Here is a 20322-nt window from a genome sequence, read left to right as displayed (position 1 = left end):
ATCATTTCCGGGAAGATTCAGGCCCGCAGGTTTCCAGACTTCGTATCAGTCATTGTTGCGGTTCGGTTGCCACGGGCAACTGATCGCGCGAAGATCGGACTTCAATTTCCCGTCGGCGCGAAGCGGTAGAGCATGCCGAAAGTGGTCGTGAAGTAGACATCGCCACCTTCATCATCACCAAATGACATGACAGGTTGCTTTTCGCCGGTCAAAGAATAATTGATTGTTTTGCCCGTCGCGGGGGCGTACTCAAGAGCCCAGAGCAGGCCTGTCACATAGTCGGCGTAAACGTACTTCCCTTGCAATTCCGGCACCCGGCTGCCTCTGTACACCGTCCCTCCGGTAATCGACTTTCCGATATCATGATGATATTCCCAAACAGGGTCGATTAGATCAGTTCGTCCAAGATCATTTCCATCCGGACGAAACCAGTGTTTCGCTTCCCGAACGTTCCAGCCGTAATTTCCGCCTTTGGAGATCACATTGATTTCTTCCCAAAGATTCTGACCGACATCGGCTGCCCATAAGGTTCCGTTGGCTCGGTCAAACGACATCCTCCAGACATTGCGGAGGCCATACGCATAGATCTCTTCACGGACAGGAATCTGTTTGCCCTGTCGATTTGGGATTGTCTTTCCGACGAAAGGGTTGTCCTGCGGAATCGAGTAGTTCCTGCCATTGCTTTTGTGATCGATATCCAGCCGCAGAATGGATCCCAGAAGGGTCGTCAGATTCTGCCCGTTTCCTTCCGGGTCGTTGCCGCTGCCACCGTCTCCCAGCGCTACGTAAAGGAAGCCGTCAGGACCGAAGCAAATGGTGCCACCGTTGTGGTTCCAGAATGGCTGCGGGATCCGCAGGATCTCCTCTTCGGAAGCCGGATCTGCAACCTGAGGATTGTCTTTTGAGACAGTAAAACGCGAAACGACCGACGTGTGCTCGGCACTAGCGGTGGTGTAGTAGACAAAGAACTGGCCGTTTTCTTTGAACCGCGGGTGAAACGCAAAACCGAGTAGACCTTCTTCGTTCCGGTTGTCTGCATAGACACAGCGTTCGTCAATATCGAGGAAGACCTCTGCTTCTTCAACGTCCTGATCATTCGGCATCACTTTGATGATGCCCTCCTGTTCCGCAACGAAAACACGGTTGCTTCCGTCATTCGCGTGCGTCACTACGATCGGACGATCAAACACAACGTTCGGGAATGCACGCTCGACTCCAACAGCCAGCGGAACATCCTCCGCGCGAAGTCGACTTGTTGACACTCCACTCGATGCGACCAGTGCAAAGCCACTCAAAATTGAAACAGTTGCAATCATACCTCGCACTGCAATCTCCTCTTCATCAATGAACGGGAAAGTTCAACAATTATCCCTCGGGTGCTTCGGGGCACTTGTCCCGGGACGCAATCAACGGAAACTACGTCTGACCCGACGGGAACGTTCAAGCCTTTTCATCCTTTTGCAAAAGAATTGCAAAAGGCGACGACACGGCGTGAACGTAGTCTGATGCGTGAAAGAAATCAAACCTGAGACCCAGCCTGATGACCTCGGAAGGAACTCTGAATCCGCTGCCGCCTGAGATTCTGAAGCAATTGGCGATCGTGCGCGAGCAATCCGGTCGAATTCGGGACCTGAAGGGATTTCGAAAGAGCCATCAGGTCCCGTCGGAAATTAACGATCATGCGAATTCATTTGTTGGACGCATCGCAGCATTGGATATCAGTGACGAACTGGATTCTCGATTCGCAGAGTTCAGAAAGCATCTTGGCCTCAAACGGAACCAGATGACGGTTTTTGACCCGGAAGCGGGCATCGGAAGAATTCAGACCCCGGCCTTCGATTTTCAGGTCGTTGCTTTGCAGAGCCCGGACGATCCCTCTGAAGTTCGCTGGAGGCGAATTCTATCGGAAATCAGCTCCGCGGATCAGATTCTCTCTCCCGCATTAACGACGTTGTTTGGAAGCAGTTTCGATCGAATTGAAACTCCTGCACCAAAACCGATTGATGTGGCAGAATCGATCGATCTTCTCGAAGAGCAGCCTGAGAACGACTTCTCGATCGACTACGACCGGCAAACGACGTGGTTTCGCGTCATTTCACCAGATAAGACTGCCGCCATGCATGTAACAGCGGACTGCATTTCGTTCGTATCTTTCAAACTGCAGTCGCCGGGCCGACTCCTCGAGGCTTTTGCCAGAATGCGGATCCAGATGCAACACTTTGGGCTCATGACCGCCGCAGAATAGGCCGCCATCACGTGGCCGGAGTGCCTTCCTCAGGGTTTTGTGCCCGACGCTTTGCTTCAATCGGATGCGGAGTTGGGATATAACTCGGGCACTGTGATGATTCGTCTATGATGACGGGCTCTTCAGAATTCGGAATGACTGAGTCGAACTCCGGCATGTGGAACCCTGTTACGACGAATCATTCAGTCCATCCGCAACATGCCGGTCGAATGGTGAGCATTCAAGTCACCGTAAAGGTCAAGTCACCGTAAAGGTACGGATCGCAAAAGAGATACGAATTACAATTCGTGGCGTCGGAGAAACCTGTGTCTGAAATTGACGTGTACAAAGAATGGCTCGGCATTCCGGAAGGTGACCGCCCGCCGGACTATTACACCTTGTTGCGTTTGGTCATGTTTGAAGATGATGTTGAGAAGATTCGCAACAATTACCGGAAGCTGAACGCACACATCCGAAAGTACGCCACTGGCCAGTATCTGGTACGTTCACAGGAACTGCTGAACGAACTGGCTCGAGCGATGCTTTGCCTGACGGACCCGGACGGCAAGATCGAGTACGACGAAAGTCTTGGGCGAGAGCCTGTTGAATCGGACGAGGAAGAACCCAGAACCACGCTGCAGTACCTCGTCAACAAGGGCATCATCAAGCGAGCACAGGTGTCGGAGATTGAGCATTTTGCAGATGCCCGGGGCATCAGCCATCGGGATGCGGTTGTGCAGATGAAACTTGCTCCGCCGGACGAAGCAGCTCGTGGACTCGCGGCCGAATTGCGACTTTCATTTATCGATCTGGAAGACATGCTGCCGGAAGATGATGTACTGGATAAGGTGCCTCGCCGTACCGTTAAAAAATATTCATGCCTTCCATTGTTCGAGGACCGTGGACGGTTAATGGTGGCATGTGCCGATGAACCCGGACTAGCGCTCGAAGACGAACTTCGAATGCGTTTCGGCATACCAATGCGAGCCGTGATCGCGGTGCCAAGGAATATTAATCAGGCCATTGCGAAGTATTACGCGCCAGGGATGAGAGACGAGGCGGTTGAACCGTCGACCGGCGTTCCAGATGGTGGCGGAGCCAAAAGCACAAAAGAAAAAAAGCCGGCGGCCAAAAAGAAAGAACGTTCAAAGCCGGAACCGATTTCGGAAGAGGAATCGCGTCAGCGCATGCAGTACAGCCTGATTGGCATCTGCTGGTCAATTCTTGGAACCGTCGGTATTCAGATGCTGATGATTGACCATTTCGGGATGGTCAATTACGCAATCGCCGGAGGCGTTGGCGTTGTCACTGCCGTGATCCTCAAATTGACCTACTGGCGTTAAAGTCTCTGAATTTTATCAGCGGCACAGCCCCCGACTGGCGCGGGCTTCTACTTGTATTTTCGAATACCTTGCCAAAATGGATTCGCATCCGGAAGCGTACTTCGGTTGCTCACACTTCTTGCGTATACGTAGTGGAATCGTTTCTCCATGGATAACTCCATTTTTCGCGGCTGCATTCCAGCCATCATGACTCCCTGCGGTCCGGATCGACTCCCCAATTTCGATGCGCTGGTTCGCAGGGCTGGCGAACTGATTAACGCCGGCATGAATGGGGTCGTTTACTGTGGTTCGATGGGTGAATGGCCAATTCTGACAGATGAACAACGTCAGGAAGGCGTTCGCCGCCTTACGGAGGCTGGAATCCCCGTCGTTGTTGGTACCGGCGCACAGAATCCTGCTCTGGCGGCAGCTCACGCAGCTCACGCACAGAAAGTCGGAGCCAGGGGACTCATGATCATCCCACGCGTGATGTCGCGCGGCACATCGACTGCCGCACAGCGCGAACACTTTCGTGGTGTGCTGGCCGCCGCTCCGGATCTTCCGGCGGTCATCTACAACAGCCCCTATTACGGATTCGAAACAAGAGCCGATCTGTTCTTCCAGTTACGCAGCGAGTTTCCGAATCTTGTTGGTTTCAAGGAATTCGGCGGGGCTCAGTCCCTGAGCTACGCGGCCGAATTCATCACCCATGAAGACGATCGTGTCCTGCTGATGGCAGGTGTGGATACGCAGGTCTTCCACGGATTTGTCAATTGCGGGGCTGTTGGAACAATCACCGGCATCGGCAACTGCCTCCCACACGAGGTACTGAAACTGGTAAACCTTTGCCAGCGGGCGGCGGCCGGCGACCCCACGGCCAGACGCTTCGCAAAAGAACTCGACGACGCTTTAAAAGTACTGTCGACCTTCGACGAAGGACCAGATCTCGTTTTGTACTACAAGTACCTGGCGGTGTTGACAGGAGATGCCGATTTCGAGCTGTCGCTGAATCCGTCGGACGTGCTCACTTCGAGTCAGCGGGAATTTGCGAAATCGCAGCTTGAGCTGTTCCAGTCCTGGTGGCGGTCATGGGACGGAAAAACCTACTGACGCTTTCATCAATCAGGTTTCACTTCATCCAATAATCATGGTTCCACCAAGGGAAGCTATCGTCTGTAGATGAAATGCAAGCAGTGAATGGGAAGCCACATTGGGTGGAAGCGATGGCAGACGGCCCACATGAACTTCGCGGTGAAGGTAAGAGTCGAGATTCCTCTCCACTGTTACGGCAATAGACGCCTTGATCTGGAGACGCCCTGATCCGACAGGGCAGCCGATCAACTATTCTGAAGCTGGGCGACCATCCGTTAGCTGGGTGTCCGTGGTCTGTAGTGGTGCGGCGGCATTCGTGTTCATCAGGTCAACCGAAGTGATTCGCCCCAGCCCGGATGATGTGCGTGACTCAAGTGGAACTGCCGTATCCCTGCCTTTCATTGGTGCAGAAATCGGCAGATGCACAGCGAAGAGGCTTCCTTTACCGAATTCACTTTGCAGTGACACGTCCCCCCCGAGCAACCGTGAAAGTTCACGTACAATCGACAAGCCAAGCCCGGTACCTTCGAATTCCCGCTTGACGTGGTCGCGTCCTCCGGGGGCCGTGGACCCCTGGCGAAATTTTTCAAAGATGTGTTCCTGTTCGTCGAGAGGAATTCCGATGCCCGTGTCTTCCACGCTGAATTCGATCATTCCCTCGGCGATTTGCCGGTAGACGACTCGCACTCGCCCGCCTTCAGGCGTGAATTTAATCGCGTTGGACAGCAGGTTGTTCAGGATTTGACTGATCTTGCCTCGATCCTGATGAAGCAGGGGAGGAGGAGTTGGCGGGGCATCAATTCTAAGGTCGATATTTTTTCGATCAGCGAGCGGAGAGCATTGCTGAACCTGTTGGTCAATAATGTCGGCGATGGCAAGGCGATCGAGGTGGAGCTCCATCTTGCCACTTTCGATCTTCGCCAGGTCGAGCAAGTCGTTGATCTGAACCATCAGACTCTGACCGGACGTCTGAATGTTCTTCACATAACGCTTTTGTCGTTCGTCCAGGTTCTGCGCACCCTGAAGGATGTCACTGAATCCCAGAATGCTGTTCAGTGGGGTACGAAGTTCATGGCTCATCGTTGCGAGGAAGTCATCTTTCAGTTTGTTGTTGTTGAACAACTCCATATTTGCCCGAGCCAGTTGGTCAACTTTGCCATCCAGATTCAGATTCAGCCCTCGCAATTCGTCATTGACCGTCATCATATGACGCAGCATACGGTTGAAGGCATGTCCAAGCTCTTCGAATTCATCACCCGTATTGATCTCGGCTCGCTGATTAAGATTGCCCCGAGCGATCTCATCGCTGACATCTTTCAGGTGAAGCACAGGTTTGACGATGATGTAGCGGACGATTGCATACGCCGCCATCATCGCGAGAAATGAAGTCACAATACCGGCTGCCAGAAGAACAGCCCTGTTACGACTTAGCTGCGCTTCCATGGAATCCAGTGGCGCGATGATTCTCGCCATAGCCATCAGTGGAACTCGGTCAGCCGTCTCGGTCTGTTCAAGAGTCGGATCATCGCCCGATGCAGAGTTTTTTCGGGCCTCCAGCTCCAGTTTCGCGAGGTTCTCAACTTCAGCTGCGTGACACTGAAGACAGGACGCCTCCGGCCGGATGGCGTAGTAATAGAGAAGTTCCCGACTTCCTGAGGTTTCGTTCCTGCGTATTGCGAAATACTCGTCTTCCTGCGGCTGTGAATTACGAAAGCGAAACAGGGCCTCGTCTCCCACGACTGTGTCCGGGAACTCGGTTGACATATTAATCAGACGCCAGATCGGCCCTGCCGACGATTCCGGGATCTGATTCAGGGCCGCGTCGAACTGCTGAAGCTGCGCCAAAGCTGCCGGTTCAGTGTCAGCCGCTGGTTGCTCACCTTCCCCGGGTACGACCGCGTTCTCAACAACCGCAGCATTGGCATTATCCTGCTCTGTTGTCGAAATGACCGTGCCGCCATCAGTGCTTTGTCCCGCATTTCCGCCCTGATTGCGGATGAAAAGCTGATAATGCCGGAGCTGGACCAGCCGAAACACGAGGCTGCGGGCCGCAAGAATTTGCTGACTTTCCACCAGAGCCCGCGTGCGTCGCGCATAGACGTAGAAACTTGTGGTGATCAGCACAAGCAGAGCAAGACCGAATAGAAAACGGCACTTGCGTTCCAGGCTGGTTTCGCCAATCAGCTTCTTCAAAGCGCGATAAGAGATCACTTCAACCGCCTCGCCTCATCTGTATTCTCACACTCAACCATTCGTGTTATTCTTCCGGCCAGACAAGACAGCTTCGATGTGGGCCGACTGATGGTCGTGCATTGTAGCCATTCGGAAGCGCTGCAGCCAAATCACATCCGGTCTGGTACGTTTCCTGTGTCCAATCTGGCTTCAATCGATGTATGGATCCATCTATGCGAATCTTTTTTTCCGCTGGTGAGCCCAGTGGAGATCAACACACCGCGATCCTGATCAGTGAATTGCGGCGGCTTTGTCCCGGCGCTGAATTTGAAGGGCTTGGCGGCCCCGCGATGCGGGAACAGGGTTGCCGTTTGTTGTTTGAACTGACGGAGCTCGCAGTCATGGGCTTCCTGCGGGTCGTACCATTGCTGGCTCAGTTTCGGAAACTCGTCAAGCAGGCAGAAGCCCACTTTGACACCAACCCTCCCGATGCGGTGGTGCTGGTCGATTTCCCCGGGTTCAACTGGTGGATTGCCAGAGCCGCAAAATCACGTGGTATTCCCGTGTTTTACTACCTTCCACCGCAGCTCTGGGCCTGGGCGCCATGGCGAATTCGCAGGGTCAGGAAATGGGTTGACCATGTGATCTGTTCTCTCCCCTTTGAGTTCGAATGGTACAAACAGCGAGGGATTCCAGCGACCTGGGTCGGGCATCCCTTCTTCGATGAAGTGGCAGCCCACTCTCTGAATTCCGCGGCAATGATGGCTCTCAGGCCCCCTTCATCGCATGACCGCGTTGTTGCTGTTTTGCCAGGTTCACGAGACCACGAAGTGCAGAAAAACTGGCCAGTCATGCTGAGAACGATGCATGCAGTCGCACAACGCGTGTCAGGGATTCGCTGGATTGTCGGCAACTACAAAGAAGTCCACATGCATCAGTGTGCAGGTCTGCTGGCCGAATCCGGTCTCAACCTGAACGTCGAATTCGTTGCTGGCAGCACCTCCGAAGTGATTCAGTCGGCTGATTGCTGCCTCATGGTCAGCGGGTCCATCAGTCTTGAATTGCTCGCACGCCATAAGCCCGGTGTTGTTCTCTACCGCGCCCCTCGAATCGGGTGCTTTGCAGCCAGATTTCTGATGAACTGCCGATTTATCACGCTGACAAATTTGATTGCCGGCAAAGAGGTGATGCCCGAGTATATTTCCAGCGGTGATCCATCCGGCGATATCCAGTCAATGGCAAGCCATCTTGTGGAATGGCTGAGTGATGAACAGACACTGAAACGCCGGATTTCTGAATTGCAAAAACTAGCTGACTCTGCAGCTCAGACTGGGGCAACGGGACGCGCCGCACGGCTGATTTTTAGTCAGCTGGCTGAAGGAAAAGATTCTCTTCCGGCAGCAGCATAACCCTTCGCCGTCTCAATTGCTCCCATCAGACATATCCTGATATCCTCTGGTACCGTCCTCGCTGTCCGTTGAAAAACCGGGACAGAAATACCAGGACAGGCACGCAGAGCGACCGGAAACCGTCGTGTTTTCAGGTCTCCTGCCTGAGCCAATGCGGTTTTTCAAAAGGCTGCTAGTGTCGAAAATGTCGCATCCCGGTGAAGATCATGGCCATGCCATGTTCATTGCAGGCTGCGATCACCTGATCGTCGTTACGCGAGCCACCCGGCTGAATCACCGCTTTGATTCCGGCCTTCGCAGCTTCGTCGATTCCATCCCGGAATGGAAAGAAAGCGTCTGAGGCAACCACACCTCCCCGACTTCGTTCCCCCGCCTTGAAGGCTGCAATAAAGGAAGAATCGAGTCGGCTCATCTGGCCAGCCCCGACGCCCACAATCTCGCGTCCATTGGCAAAAACAATCGCGTTGGATTTAACGTGACGGCACACCTTCCATGCGAAGCGAAGTGATGCCAGTTCCTGTTCGGTCGGCTGGCGATCGGTTACCACTCTCCAGCCATCTTCCCTTTGTGGCAGATCGTCCCGATCCTGAACCAGCAGTCCACCGGACACTCTCCGGAACTCCGCCGCGCCGCGTCCCGACAGATCAAATGTCGCCTCCATCAGGCGAACATTCGATTTCCATTTTGGTTTGGTCGTCAGAATCTGCAGGGCCTCTGAGGTGTAGCCGGGAGCAATCACGGCTTCAATGAAGCGACCAGGTTCGCACATGATTTCAGCCGTGGCTGCGTCCACCGTCCTGTTCAATCCGATGATTGAACCAAATGCGCTGACGGGATCTCCCTCATATGCTTTCACAAAGGCATCGGCCAGCATTTCATCTTCGGCACATCCGCAAGGGTTGTTGTGCTTGATCACACATGCTGCGGGACCTGAAAGATCAGAGACGATTGCCCTGGCCGAATCCAGATCCATCAAATTGTTGTACGACAACTCTTTCCCGTTCAACTGCTTTGCGAAGGCGAGTGACGATGTCGGCGGGTTCTCTTCGACGTAGAACGCGGCCTTTTGATGAGGATTTTCGCCATACCGAAGTGTTTGTCGACGAACGAACGAAAGATTGAGCCGTTCGGGGTATTCCTCCGAATCAACGGTCGGTTCGGCCGTGATTTTCGCCATGTAGTCCGAGATCGCTCGATCATACGTCGCGGTCATTTCAAACGCCGCGGCCGCAAGTTTTCTGCGATAGGTCTCGTCCAGATTGTTCGACTTCAGGCGTTCGAGAACTTCATCATACTGGCTTGCCTGTGTGACGATTGCCACATGGGCATGGTTCTTTGCCGCCGATCGGACCATCGAAGGACCACCGATATCAATCTGTTCGATGGCTTCCGGGATCGTAACATCAGGACGGGCAATGGTCTGTTGAAACGGATATAGATTGACAACGACCAGTTGGAAGGGAACGATTCCGTGTTCTCGTATGGCTGCTGCATCGCCGGCCAGAGTTGGTCGGCCCAGGATGGCACCATGCACTTTGGGATGCAACGTCTTCACGCGACCGTCCATGATTTCCGGAAAACCCGTGTACGCCGACACATCAACGACAGGAATTCCAGCCTCTTCCAGAGCTTTCCGGGTACCACCGGTGGACAGAATTTCGTACCCCAGTTCGGTGAGACCTCTGACAAACGTTTCGAGTCCTGTTTTGTCGCTCACACTGATCAGGGCACGCAGTTCTTGGGTCATTGCAATCACTCGAATGGAAGAAATCAATCGAAACGTCGTCTGCCTCGGCCTACCCGCAGAAGCAATCCGGGTGTTCCCGGAACTCGGTTCAGTAGGAAGCAAAATACCAGATGCACGGATGTGATTTGAGGACCAGCCGCGATTTTCTCGGCAAGACAGCCGTTGAAACCTGTCCCACCGTTTGACGGATGTGATTTGGGGACCAGCCGCGATTTTCTCGGCAAGACGACCGTTTGAAACCTGTCCCACCGTTTTTCCAGGAATGGTTTCTACTCCCATCCAAAAAGAAAACCGACAGAGCTTGTCAAGAGCCCCACGGTCAAGACATTAGGTGCCCAACACGAACTCCCGCAGTCTTCAGCATCTTCCCGACCCAGCAATTGCACGTATTGAACAAGTGATACGTTCCGGCGGCTTCGTAGAATGCGTCGTACCCGGTATAGGTTGCATTCTTGATCGGAGCGGGATTCGCCGGAATGACTTCTCGAATCGCATCCACCAGATCACGGTACTGGAGCTCACTGATTCGCACAGACCTGATGCTGGAACCGCGATCGGGTCTGGATTGCATCGTCACGTGCAGGCAAGCAGACGACGGAAGAAACAAAGCGTTGCAAGCCGTGGTCAGTTTCAGGTCAACCCATTCCGGAGTTTGCAGAAAGAATCCACGATCTCCCCAGCCGAATCCGACATGCGTTGCAGAAAAGCCTGAACGCGTGAAGTGCCCGGCCGGAAAATGGGTTTGCCAATCGATAACCTCATTCTTCAGAGGCAACACGACTTCTGCGTGAACAGCATTCGACGTGACGAAGATTTCAACGCCTTGTTCCGCTGATTTGAAATCGTTGTTGCACGGAATCAGTCCAATCAGGCAGACAAACAGATAGAACAGTAAACAACCAGTTACGGACCTCAACAATCGGATCGAAAGGGAACGAAACCGCTTTCTGCACGTTAGCCGACATGCAGAAAGTTTCTCCAAAGGTAATGCGGCCATGGGAGACTCATTTATGGCTTGCCTTGTTTCGGGCATGGGTTGATTCTATGGCATCGCGTCAGGAAACGGGCAAACGATCTCTATCGAAACGGTGGCTGCTTCAGTGTCAGGTGATCAGGAAGCGTTCAAACAAACACCTGAATTTCACCCATTCAGTGCGGAATCGCGGTGCGACAATCATCGACCCGCGTGATGCGGCAACGCCACAGTCTCGTTTTTTCAGCCCCCGAAACCACAACCGTTGCGTACGGTGAACACTCGGCCCGGCCGAGCCTGACTTCGTTTTTCAACAGACCCTTGCAGGTTGGCGGGGTTGCCATCCTTTTGCGGATTGTCACCAAAGAGCGACGCCGCACAATTTGTTTTCACCTATGCTTATTCTGCTGAAGATGAATCAAATGGATGGACGGTCGGCTTTCCCTGCCCTTGTTTCGTTCACCGGCAGGTCGTGGATCATCGGGCCAGGGTTCACGTACCTGCTTTCCAAATCCCGCGGAACCCTCGCATTCAACTGTTTTCGGAGCAGCGTTTCCTTAAGGATTTGAACCTGTCTGCCGCTGCAGGAAGCGAATGGATGCCGGCCGTGATCGAACGACAAAACCGTCCGTCTCGTCACTCACCAAATGCTGGTCCCGGATCAAGTAACTGAATGACATGCTGCACCAGAAATGGTCGCCGCACCATGTTTTTCAATGCGGCCGACTGCCACTGCATCATACAAACGTGATTGCTTGTGGCGAGAATCAGCGGATCCCCGGGAGCCTGATTCAGAAACTCCGATTTCCTGCTCAGGATCTGCTCAGAGTTCTCGGGCTTCTGCAGGTGATAGGTGCCGCCTGATCCGCAACATTCGCGTGACATCGGCGCGAGGTTCCATTGGTAGCCGGTTGCGTCCATGACGGATTCTGGTATGAGGTCCAGCCTTTGACCATGCACCAGATGGCACGGAAGATCAAGGAACACACGAGACTCAGGCGGTCGGTTGAGACGCATTCGGATCGAATGTCTTCCAAGGTATTCCAGCACATCCACGACGGGTGGAATTCCCGGGGTCTTTGACAATGCGAGACCGCAACCGGATGAATTCGTCAGGACGGCATCAACGTGCGTACCGGAAAAGAAACGGCTGTTCAAATCGCGAAGGCTCTCCGGATGACTCAGGCCCAGGTGTTCGTGCATTGCACCGCAGCAGGTTTGACTGGACGGCACAATCACCTGAATGTTGTTTTCGATAAGAACCCGGACCGTTGCGAAGTTGATCTCTCGAAAAACCGATTCCATCAGGCAGCCAGTGAACAGCGCCACTCGCGGACCTGTTGGACGATGACGTTTCATTAATCTGTCGGCATACGCATGAGTGGACATCAGGGTCGCAGGAGCCCCCGAAAGCGCGAGAGCAGAACGCGCAGCCATCCAGAATGGCGAAGGCAAGCCCAAAGGAATTCCAATGGGCGACCAGCGGCGCAGGAAGCGAATCGGCAGACTCGTCAGATTCATCAACCACTGATGCTGTGCAACGAAGGCCGCCATCCTGAGTGACGGAGATAATCGGTTGCGATTCGTTTCAACATGCTGATGACGAACGACTTCCAGAATGTCGCCGTAGGGAACATTCGCTGGGCAGGACGTCTCGCATGCGAGGCACCCGACACATTCATTGGTGTACTGAACGGTCCATGGATCCAGGCCAAGCCTGCCGTCAGCTTCTTCGCGCCACAGCCTCAGTCGACCTCGCGGTGAATTGTTCTCGTCACCAGTCAATTGATACGTTGGACATACTTCCAGACAGAAGCCGCAATGGACACAACTGGTAAGTTCTTCCAGATGACTGGCTGCGGTTGAAGCGACAGGTTCCTCGTTCATTCGGACGCAAATTCCTCGAACAGAATTCTGTGCCAGTCCAGTTCATGCTCATTGACGACGTGACGCTCGATATGACGGGATTGCCAATCACCTCCGACGTCCGTTAACTGCCTTTCAAAACGAACCGCCAGATCCGTGACTCGGTTTCGAATCGATAGAATCCTGTCGGCAGCCGATTTGTCAGGATCGCTGCCTTCATTGAAATAAACATGCAGTACCCCATGGGTCACGATTGCCTCACAGAGACACTCACACTCGGATTCCCCGATCTGCAGGGCCAGGTTCATTACCTGATCGGGTGTTGTCTTAAGAACGATGTCCGGCAAAGCAGACCTGCGACGACAGTACCCCATCGCAAACTCGTAATTCAAATGAAATTGCTGAGCAAATCCCTGAAGAAATGTTGCGTAAACATCCCATTCAACCGATGGACAGTTCAAATCGATGCGAATGGACAAAGTCCCGGATTCCGGGTCTTCAACAATGATACTGACTGCGTCTAACCAGTGTATCCAGCAAGTGTTGATCAGGTATTCTGCTGCAGAATTCACGTTCGAAGTATCACCCGTGAGATCAAACCTGCAATTCGTATCGGACACTGGTCGAAGGCGAAGGACAAAACCAGTGGGTTCACCGAATACTTTGTCAGCATGAAGCAGAAACCTGAGCAGGTCGAATCCGGTGGTTGACTTAACAACGCGTTCCCCGATTCGCACACGTCGACCGCTCGGCAATTTCCAGTTGACGCCCGTGATGTTGTCACAGATCGCGCCAAATCGAGAAGACGCGGGAGCATATCCACTTGCCCGAAACTGATCGAACAACGAGCAGTCATCGGAAAGCAGTAGAGGAAAACGAAATCCGGCAGGTTTGCATAGTTCACTGAGTTCACTGCCGGTCACGGACGCCGACACACAGATGATTCCATCCGTTTCGTCGAAGTATGTCGTGAATAGTCGTTCCTCTGACTGCTCGAGTTTCGCTCTGGCTGCCTCTGGCGTCGCCTGCACTGAATTCAAAGTCGATACCCCCTGAAACTGCCGCGTCTGAAATACCTTCCCGGGATTCAGTTGGTGAGCCGCATTGAACACACGGGGAACAGCAAGTTGAAGACGCAGCGAATCGCCATGGAATACCAGCGGCATGTAGGCCGACTTGTCGTTCCCGATGCCGTGTTCGCCGGACAATGTCCCCCCCGCCTGAACAACGAAATGCATCAAGCGTTTACTGATGGCTTCGACTTTTTCCAGTTCACCAGGGCGTCTCGAATCAAAAAGAAAATTCGGATGCAGATTTCCATCACCCGCGTGGAAAACATTCACAACAGGCAACCCAGCCGCATCAGCTTCGTCGTACACCAGTTTCAGTGCTGATGCCAGTGCCGCTTTGGGAATCACCGCATCCTGCACCAGAAAGTCGGGGCTCATTTGTCCCATGAGTCCTCCCGCCACTTTTCGGGCCTTCCAAAGCCCCTGCCGCGCAACTTCATCATCGCTGTACTCGACCGCCATAGCGCCGCATGTCACAAAGAGTTCTCTGACCTCCTCAGCACGAGAATCAACAAGGTCCGTCGGGCCGTCAATTTCCGCTACGATCAGAAAGGCGTCTCGCGGAAGCCCGACTGCCATCGGACTGTTTTCGACCATCGCAACGCAACGCGGGTCCATCATTTCGATGGCCACAGGAAAAGAAGCATGGTGGGCGAGACGATGAATGACTTTCTCAACGGCATTCAGGTCGCGAAACGTGGCCCGATATGTCCAGCATTTTTCCGGGCGAGGCAGCAGCCTCAGCCAGAACCGAGTGAATGCTGCAAGCGTGCCTTCGGAGCCAATCATCAGACGCTTCCAGTCGTGACACCATTTCCCGCGTCCCCCGGCGGGCCCGCCAAACTGGTGCACTGTGCCATCCAGCATGATTGCTTCCACCCCCAGCACATAATTGCTTGTCACGCCATACCGGAAACAATGCGCTCCACCGGCGTTCATCGCAACGTTACCGCCGATTGTGCAGACCGCTCCGCTGGAAGGATCGGGCGGGTAGAACAGGCCAAAAGGCTGAACGGCGGCATCAAGCTGATTCAGGGTAACACTACACTCGACCTCGCACCAAAACCCTTTCGGTTCAATATGGCGGATCTGTTTCAGCGAAGACGTGTGAACAACAACCCCGCCCTGAGCCGCCACAGGTCCTCCCGACAACGAAGTCCCTGCCCCCCGAATCGTTACAGGGACATCGAGTGCTGTCGCGTGCGACATAAGTTCAGAGAGTTCGTCTGCATCGGCCGGGATAACCACTGCGTCAGGTCGAAACGTCTTGTATCCAAGCCCATCGGCGTCGTATCCCGCAAGCTGCGCCGGAGCGGACAGCACCCGTCCGCGACGGATGATTTCACCAAGCCGCCGGATCAACCGGTGATTCTCGTTGGCTCCTGCGAAACTGCTCATCGGCGTACACCAGAAATCTAGTTGTCTACCGGTATGTATCTCACCTGCGGCAGTCGTTCCACGCGGGTTGTAAATGAGGCATCATGGAGTTCGATAATTCGAAAGCCCGGAGCGCCAGCGACAAAGTTCGGCACTTCACCCTCAGGGGCGAACTGAATTCCGGTAGACGGAGTCGTCAGAACCTGGCACTGTCCTATTTGATTTGAAGATTCATGATGAACGTGGCCACAACAACAAAACTTTATCGCGGGATTCCTGATGATCATCGATTGCAGGCGGTCCATGCCATGCAGTCCAATGGCATCCATCCAGGGGCTGCCCAGCATCACGGGCGGATGATGTAAGAAAAGTCCGACGCAGAAGGCACTGGCGGATTCCTCTTCAGACAAATTGCTCTGATGCGATGCTACGGCCGATTCAATCCAGTCGATCTGTTCCTGATCGATTTGCCCATGGACCTGCCCGGGAACATGTGTATCCAGCCCCAGACACAGCCAGTTGCCGGCCTCAAACTGAAAGGTGATGCGCCCCGGTATCGCCCCGGCAACGCGATCTTCAAAGACTGAGCGCAGTACATCACGGTCGTCGTGATTTCCGGGCACTTGCCAGAGTTTGGAGCCCCAGTCTCCCAGAATTGACCGGACAGCCTGATAGCTTTCCGGTTTCTCGTCGTGCGTGTGATCTCCAGTGATCACCACATGATCGAAGTCGGCCTGTGTTTCGCGAATGTGCTTCACAACATTCAGCAACGATTCCCGCGTCGGAATGCCTTTCAGGCACTTCTCGGGTTCATCAAAGACATGCAAGTCTGTCAATTGCAGAATACGAATGGTGTTCATCCATGGTTGACCTGAAATGAAAAGCCCCGAATGACGCTACCGAATCTGTGCATTGGAGCAACAGGCATCGGAGCACTGGCATCAAGTTTATCCGACTGGATGATTCTATTCATCCAGAGACTTGATCGCCGCGGGAAGATCTTTGTCGACCAGACCGAGTACACCACGTCCTTCGCGAATTCGATCTCCCACATCAAATTCTGTGTCCTCGCTATCGATCATCCAGAATTGCTCCATGGTATTACGGTCGACGGATTTCAATGGTCGCGTCAGCCGAAATCCAACGCCTCGCGCGGGATCGGTAGTGAACCACCATGGGCTAAGCGGCAGATTTGGATCGTATTCCTTCCACGCTTCATCGTCAGATCCGAGGCGGGATGCACTGCGACACTGTTCTGCCGGAAACTCCCACGATCCGCCACGAACTGTGCGAGGGTATGGCTGATCAGTGCGTTGCCAGTCCGTTGCAGCGTCGACAACGCCATCCTTCGTCTTGTATTCTTCATAGGAATCCAGGACCCATTCTGCAGCGTTGCCATGCATGTCATACAGACCCCAGGGATTTGGCTTCTTCTGACGCACGAGTTTCGTGCCACCCTCGCCACTGTTTTCTTCGTACCATGCATACTCACCCAGCGTGGCCGGGTCATCACCGAACGACCATCGCGTGGTTGTCCCCGCGCGACAGGCGTACTCCCATTCTGCTTCAGTCGGCAATCGGTATTGCTGTCCAGTGATGCCGGAAATCCACTTGGTGAATTGCTTTGCAGAATACTGCGTCATAGACACAGCAGCTTGTTGGGGGGCATCACCAAACTCGAACGTAAAGTCCGGCTCGTAAAGTGGCGTCGGGGCGGTAATGGCATCAATCATGTTCTCGTCTGTCACCAGACGCTGTCGCTTCGACTGAAACTCTTTAAACGATCGATAGAGATTCATAAACAACTTGTATTGTTCCCACGTGACTTCTGTTTCTGCCATCCAGAATGGCTGTACGGCAACCCTGCGTTGGGGACCTTCGATGTCTTCACGTCCTTCTTCACTGGAAGGACTGCCCATCAGGAATTCTCCGGGTGGAACGGGAATCATGCGAAACGTGACGTCCGTGTTGGGAATCGTCACATCGTAAGGAACCATCCATCCTTTTTCCGTCTGCACCGACAACCCATCCGCGGGTTTTGCGTTCACAATTCCAGGGATATCCTCTGCTCGTGACATCCCGGCCGTCACGCCGTATGCAAGAAAAGACAGACAGCAAAGTGACACAGGTTTCAACAGTGACACAAATTTCATTTGCCAAACTCTTTCGTATTCGAAGACGCAGCTTCGTCCCTCACTGCCGGTTCGATCATTTTCAGTCAGATGCGGTTGGTTCAAATACTATCGTTGTGGGCGCGGACGACGCTTGGGTGGCCGGCGCCCGCCGGGTGGCTGGAACGACCGCTGCACTTCTTCCAGAGAAGTCTTTCCTTCGACAACAAGACGAAGGGCATCTTTCTGCAGTGTCAACTGCCCGTCTTCCACCATTTGTTTTCGGATTGCGGCCGGGTCAGCACCTTCTGCGATCACTTCCTTCATTGTATCGGTGATCTCCAGTAGTTCGAATGCAGCCACGCGTCCATGATAAGGTGATCCATCACAGGCGTCGCACAATTCTTCCACTGTTTGCGCATTGGGATCGTCGGGAGCAGGCGGTGCCGGCGCTCGATACAACACGCTCGTCTCTGGTGGTAGCCCCAGACGTTTCAGCAATTGCGGGTTTGGACGAAACGCCTGTTTGCAGTCTTCGCACAACTGGCGAATCAATTTTTGCGTGAGAATTCCCCGCAAACCTTTGATGACAGAGTCCGGCCCCACCCATTGAAGCAGCTTTTGAATGGCTTCAATGGGGGAATTCGATTTGATTTCGGCGACAAACGAGAGACGGTCGGAAAAGTCAAAAATCGTCTGTGCAACGTCAGGCGTCAGCGGATCCATGAAAAGAACATCAGCCTCTCGACGCTCCAGACGTTCAAGGCTCATTTCCAGGTCATGACCTTCTTCCGGAGTAAAGTCTGTCACGTTAGTGAGTTCTTTGCCGCGGACATCGGCCAGATTGTAGACTGAATACAGATAAGGATCGATCGCATGCAGGGTACAAATGGACAACGTTGTTACGCCCGTGTCTGCGGGGCCGCACACCAGCACGACTCCGCTTCGGTCGGACGTAAAGTGTCGAATCTTTTCCTTCAGCGTTTCCGGCATCCCAACGTCGGCCGGCTTAACGAGCGATTTCTTTGTGTTCTCGATCTTGATTCGGACGCGTTCCCCACCGGTCCTGACGGGCGTTGAATCCACAAGCAACTGGTACGGAGTGCCTTCGAACTCTGCCTTTACGCCACCCTCCTGCGGCTCTCGACGCTGATTGATGTCCAATCCTGCTAATAGTTTCATCATTTGCAGCATCGCCATTCCTTTTGACCCTGGCACTGCTGCCGCAGGATAGGCGACGCCATCAATGACAAAACGAATACCGACGCGATTATTGGCGGGTTCCATGACGACCGTGTGTGACCGCCGGGCCAGCGCGTCGCTGATCATGTTTTTCACCGGCACTAAAGCCATCTGAACCAGCCTTGCGTTGGCCTTCAGATTCGCTTCCCTCCCAAACATCGGCCCCTGAAAGAGGACTTGTTCGAGATCCTCTTCCTGTTCTTCTGGTTCAGCCCCTTTGGCTTTCTTCTGTGACTGCTTGCGATCAGCCATACCGGGTTCGTCCTTTATGCCATTTCAGAAATGATGTCGGCGGCGAATTTTTGCAGTAATCCTCGCGTTCCTCCACCATTATGACTCGAATTGCAGCTGCAGAAGCAGATTTCTGACATCGCGGACGTGCAAGCCATCCCGCTCCATGGACTTTCTGGAGCAAATGAACACCGGAGCGTCAGATTCCATACGATCGGAATCCGGCAGTCGACCGTGACTGCCCCGAATCACATCGGCGTCCAGACCAATCACGTCCATGTAATAGCGAAACCCCATCATTTTCTTCGCAAGTCGACAGGCAATGCGAAGTCCCGGAATCTTCAGATTTGGATCCAACAGCAATTCCGCCGGGTCGTAACCGGGTTTCCTGTGGATGTCGACGGTGCGGGCATAGTCCGGAGCCATCGTATCATCCAGCCAGAAATAGTAAGTAAACCACGCATCGCGATGACTAATGGCCACCAGGTCACCGCTTCGTGCGTGATCCAGACCGAATTCTCTTTGTTCCTCTCGTCGCAGGACAGCTTCGACCCCCGGAGTTGACAGAAGTAGGCGCCGGACATCTTCCAGGTCAGCAGAACGCTGGACATAAACATGAGCAACCTGATGATCCGCGACAGCGAATGCCCGTGACGCACCACAATCCAGTGTCTCCCATCCCAGTGGTTCCTGCCGCACCCGCAGGTATCCGCGATCACGCAGAATTCGGTTGATGTGAATCGCGTGTTTCGTCTGTGTGATTCCGTATTCACTGAGTACAACGACTTCCGCCCCGGACTGTCTGGCAGCCTGAATCAGTTTGCCTGCTTCTGCATCCACCAATCGGATGTCCGTATGAATGCGAGGATCTTCGGGGCCAATTCTCTGCAGGTTGTAGTCCAGGTGCGGAAGATAGACGAGCATCAGTGAAGGCTGATATTGATTCCAGACACGAAGGCTTGCATCTGCAATCCACGAACTGCTTCTGATATCTGCTGTGGGGCCCCAGAAGTTGAAAAGCGGAAATCGACCGAGGCTGCCCTGAAGATCCTCCCGAAGGTTCGATGGTTCACTGTAAATATCGGGGACCTTGCGGCCATCAGCGGGATAGGACGGCCGGGGAGTCACGGACCAGTTGACATCGGCGTACATGTTGTACCACCAAAACATTTTGGCGGTTGTGTGAGCGGGATCACGCTGCCTGGCCGTTTGATAGACCTTCTCACCATGAATCAAATGGTTTGATTGCTTCCAGAACATCACTTCCGATAGTTCTCGAAAATACCAGCCGTTCCCGACAATCCCGTGGGACGACGGCATTTCCCCGGTCAGCATCGTTGCCTGCGCGGAACATGTCACCGCAGGAAGCACGGTTTGCATCGGGGTGCCAAATCCACCATCCGCCAGTGCACGAATGTTAGGAGTGTTCGTACCAATCATGTCCTGCGTAAGCCCGACAACATTGATAACCATCACCCGATTCATC

14 protein-coding genes are annotated in these 20322 nt (G+C 53.7%); 4 read left to right on the top strand and 10 right to left on the bottom strand.

All coding sequences use genetic code 11. The features are described 5' to 3' along the window. Window positions 1-101: 101 nt before the first annotated feature. Window positions 102-1316: a PQQ-dependent sugar dehydrogenase gene (locus tag R3C20_07040; protein MEZ6040243.1), complete on the bottom strand. Its 1215-nt coding sequence runs from the start codon at window positions 1314-1316 to the stop codon at window positions 102-104. A gap of 224 nt (window positions 1317-1540) precedes the next feature. Between R3C20_07040 and R3C20_07035 the strand changes: the two genes are divergently transcribed. The 3 genes from R3C20_07035 to R3C20_07025 all read left to right on the top strand — a co-directional run bounded on the left by R3C20_07035 (window position 1541) and on the right by R3C20_07025 (window position 4656). Further along, on the top strand, window positions 1541-2245 hold the full coding sequence (locus tag R3C20_07035) for a hypothetical protein (GenBank protein MEZ6040242.1): 705 nt from the start codon (window positions 1541-1543) through the stop codon (window positions 2243-2245). Between the two features lie 305 nt (window positions 2246-2550). Next, window positions 2551-3567, top strand: coding sequence for a hypothetical protein (locus R3C20_07030; protein ID MEZ6040241.1), 1017 nt, complete (start codon window positions 2551-2553; stop codon window positions 3565-3567). A gap of 147 nt (window positions 3568-3714) precedes the next feature. After that, entirely contained in the window at window positions 3715-4656 is a 942-nt protein-coding gene (locus R3C20_07025; protein MEZ6040240.1) for a dihydrodipicolinate synthase family protein, read from the top strand. Between the two features lie 231 nt (window positions 4657-4887). On the opposite strand, the gene R3C20_07020 is transcribed toward R3C20_07025, so the two are convergent. Continuing rightward, window positions 4888-6849 carry an ATP-binding protein gene (locus tag R3C20_07020; GenBank protein ID MEZ6040239.1) on the bottom strand — a complete coding sequence of 654 codons (1962 nt, stop codon included), beginning with the start codon at window positions 6847-6849 and terminating at the stop codon, window positions 4888-4890. A 194-nt stretch (window positions 6850-7043) separates the two neighbouring features. Here R3C20_07020 and lpxB point away from each other — a divergent pair, with 194 nt between their 5' ends. After that, a complete protein-coding gene (gene lpxB, locus R3C20_07015; GenBank protein ID MEZ6040238.1) occupies window positions 7044-8219 on the top strand; it encodes a lipid-A-disaccharide synthase in 1176 nt (391 codons plus the stop codon). 172 nt (window positions 8220-8391) lie between these two features. Here the strand turns inward: lpxB and purH are convergent, their stop codons facing one another. The 8 genes from purH to R3C20_06975 all read right to left on the bottom strand — a co-directional run bounded on the left by purH (window position 8392) and on the right by R3C20_06975 (window position 20321). Next, a complete protein-coding gene (gene purH, locus R3C20_07010) occupies window positions 8392-9966 on the bottom strand; it encodes a bifunctional phosphoribosylaminoimidazolecarboxamide formyltransferase/IMP cyclohydrolase (GenBank protein MEZ6040237.1) in 1575 nt (524 codons plus the stop codon). A 319-nt stretch (window positions 9967-10285) separates the two neighbouring features. Then, a complete protein-coding gene (locus R3C20_07005) occupies window positions 10286-10963 on the bottom strand; it encodes a TIGR02117 family protein (protein MEZ6040236.1) in 678 nt (225 codons plus the stop codon). 612 nt (window positions 10964-11575) lie between these two features. Continuing rightward, window positions 11576-12826 (bottom strand): (Fe-S)-binding protein, encoded by a 1251-nt coding sequence (locus R3C20_07000; GenBank protein ID MEZ6040235.1) that lies wholly within the window; start codon window positions 12824-12826, stop codon window positions 11576-11578. Further along, window positions 12823-15273, bottom strand: a complete 2451-nt coding sequence (locus R3C20_06995) for an FAD-binding protein (GenBank protein MEZ6040234.1) — start codon at window positions 15271-15273, stop codon at window positions 12823-12825. The genes R3C20_07000 and R3C20_06995 overlap by 4 nt, the downstream gene beginning before the upstream one ends. A gap of 17 nt (window positions 15274-15290) precedes the next feature. Further along, window positions 15291-16112 carry a phosphodiesterase gene (locus tag R3C20_06990; protein ID MEZ6040233.1) on the bottom strand — a complete coding sequence of 274 codons (822 nt, stop codon included), beginning with the start codon at window positions 16110-16112 and terminating at the stop codon, window positions 15291-15293. A gap of 105 nt (window positions 16113-16217) precedes the next feature. Further along, window positions 16218-17405, bottom strand: a complete 1188-nt coding sequence (locus R3C20_06985; GenBank protein ID MEZ6040232.1) for a formylglycine-generating enzyme family protein — start codon at window positions 17403-17405, stop codon at window positions 16218-16220. An 87-nt stretch (window positions 17406-17492) separates the two neighbouring features. Continuing rightward, entirely contained in the window at window positions 17493-18857 is a 1365-nt protein-coding gene (locus R3C20_06980; protein MEZ6040231.1) for an ATPase, T2SS/T4P/T4SS family, read from the bottom strand. 78 nt (window positions 18858-18935) lie between these two features. Beyond that, window positions 18936-20321, bottom strand: coding sequence for an alkaline phosphatase family protein (locus tag R3C20_06975; GenBank protein ID MEZ6040230.1), 1386 nt, complete (start codon window positions 20319-20321; stop codon window positions 18936-18938). Window position 20322 lies beyond the last annotated feature (1 nt).

It is taken from the genome of Planctomycetaceae bacterium, assembly GCA_041398825.1.
GTDB lineage: Bacteria > Planctomycetota > Planctomycetia > Planctomycetales > Planctomycetaceae > F1-80-MAGs062.
This window is presented reverse-complemented; position numbering and strand designations above follow the sequence as displayed.

What these genes read in the sequence shown, in the direction of transcription:
- R3C20_07035 (MEZ6040242.1), top strand. Translation starts at nt 1,541, where the DNA reads ATGACCTCGGAAGGAACTCTGAATCCGCTGCCGCCTGAGATTCTGAAG.
- lpxB (MEZ6040238.1), top strand. Translation starts at nt 7,044, where the DNA reads ATGCGAATCTTTTTTTCCGCTGGTGAGCCCAGTGGAGATCAACACACC.
- R3C20_06975 (MEZ6040230.1), bottom strand. Translation starts at nt 20,321, where the DNA reads ATGAATCGGGTGATGGTTATCAATGTTGTCGGGCTTACGCAGGACATG.
- R3C20_07000 (MEZ6040235.1), bottom strand. Translation starts at nt 12,826, where the DNA reads ATGAACGAGGAACCTGTCGCTTCAACCGCAGCCAGTCATCTGGAAGAA.
- R3C20_07005 (MEZ6040236.1), bottom strand. Translation starts at nt 10,963, where the DNA reads ATGGCCGCATTACCTTTGGAGAAACTTTCTGCATGTCGGCTAACGTGC.
- R3C20_07040 (MEZ6040243.1), bottom strand. Translation starts at nt 1,316, where the DNA reads ATGATTGCAACTGTTTCAATTTTGAGTGGCTTTGCACTGGTCGCATCG.
- R3C20_06980 (MEZ6040231.1), bottom strand. Translation starts at nt 18,857, where the DNA reads ATGGCTGATCGCAAGCAGTCACAGAAGAAAGCCAAAGGGGCTGAACCA.
- R3C20_06990 (MEZ6040233.1), bottom strand. Translation starts at nt 16,112, where the DNA reads ATGAACACCATTCGTATTCTGCAATTGACAGACTTGCATGTCTTTGAT.
- R3C20_06985 (MEZ6040232.1), bottom strand. Translation starts at nt 17,405, where the DNA reads ATGAAATTTGTGTCACTGTTGAAACCTGTGTCACTTTGCTGTCTGTCT.
- R3C20_07025 (MEZ6040240.1), top strand. Translation starts at nt 3,715, where the DNA reads ATGGATAACTCCATTTTTCGCGGCTGCATTCCAGCCATCATGACTCCC.
- R3C20_06995 (MEZ6040234.1), bottom strand. Translation starts at nt 15,273, where the DNA reads ATGAGCAGTTTCGCAGGAGCCAACGAGAATCACCGGTTGATCCGGCGG.
- purH (MEZ6040237.1), bottom strand. Translation starts at nt 9,966, where the DNA reads ATGACCCAAGAACTGCGTGCCCTGATCAGTGTGAGCGACAAAACAGGA.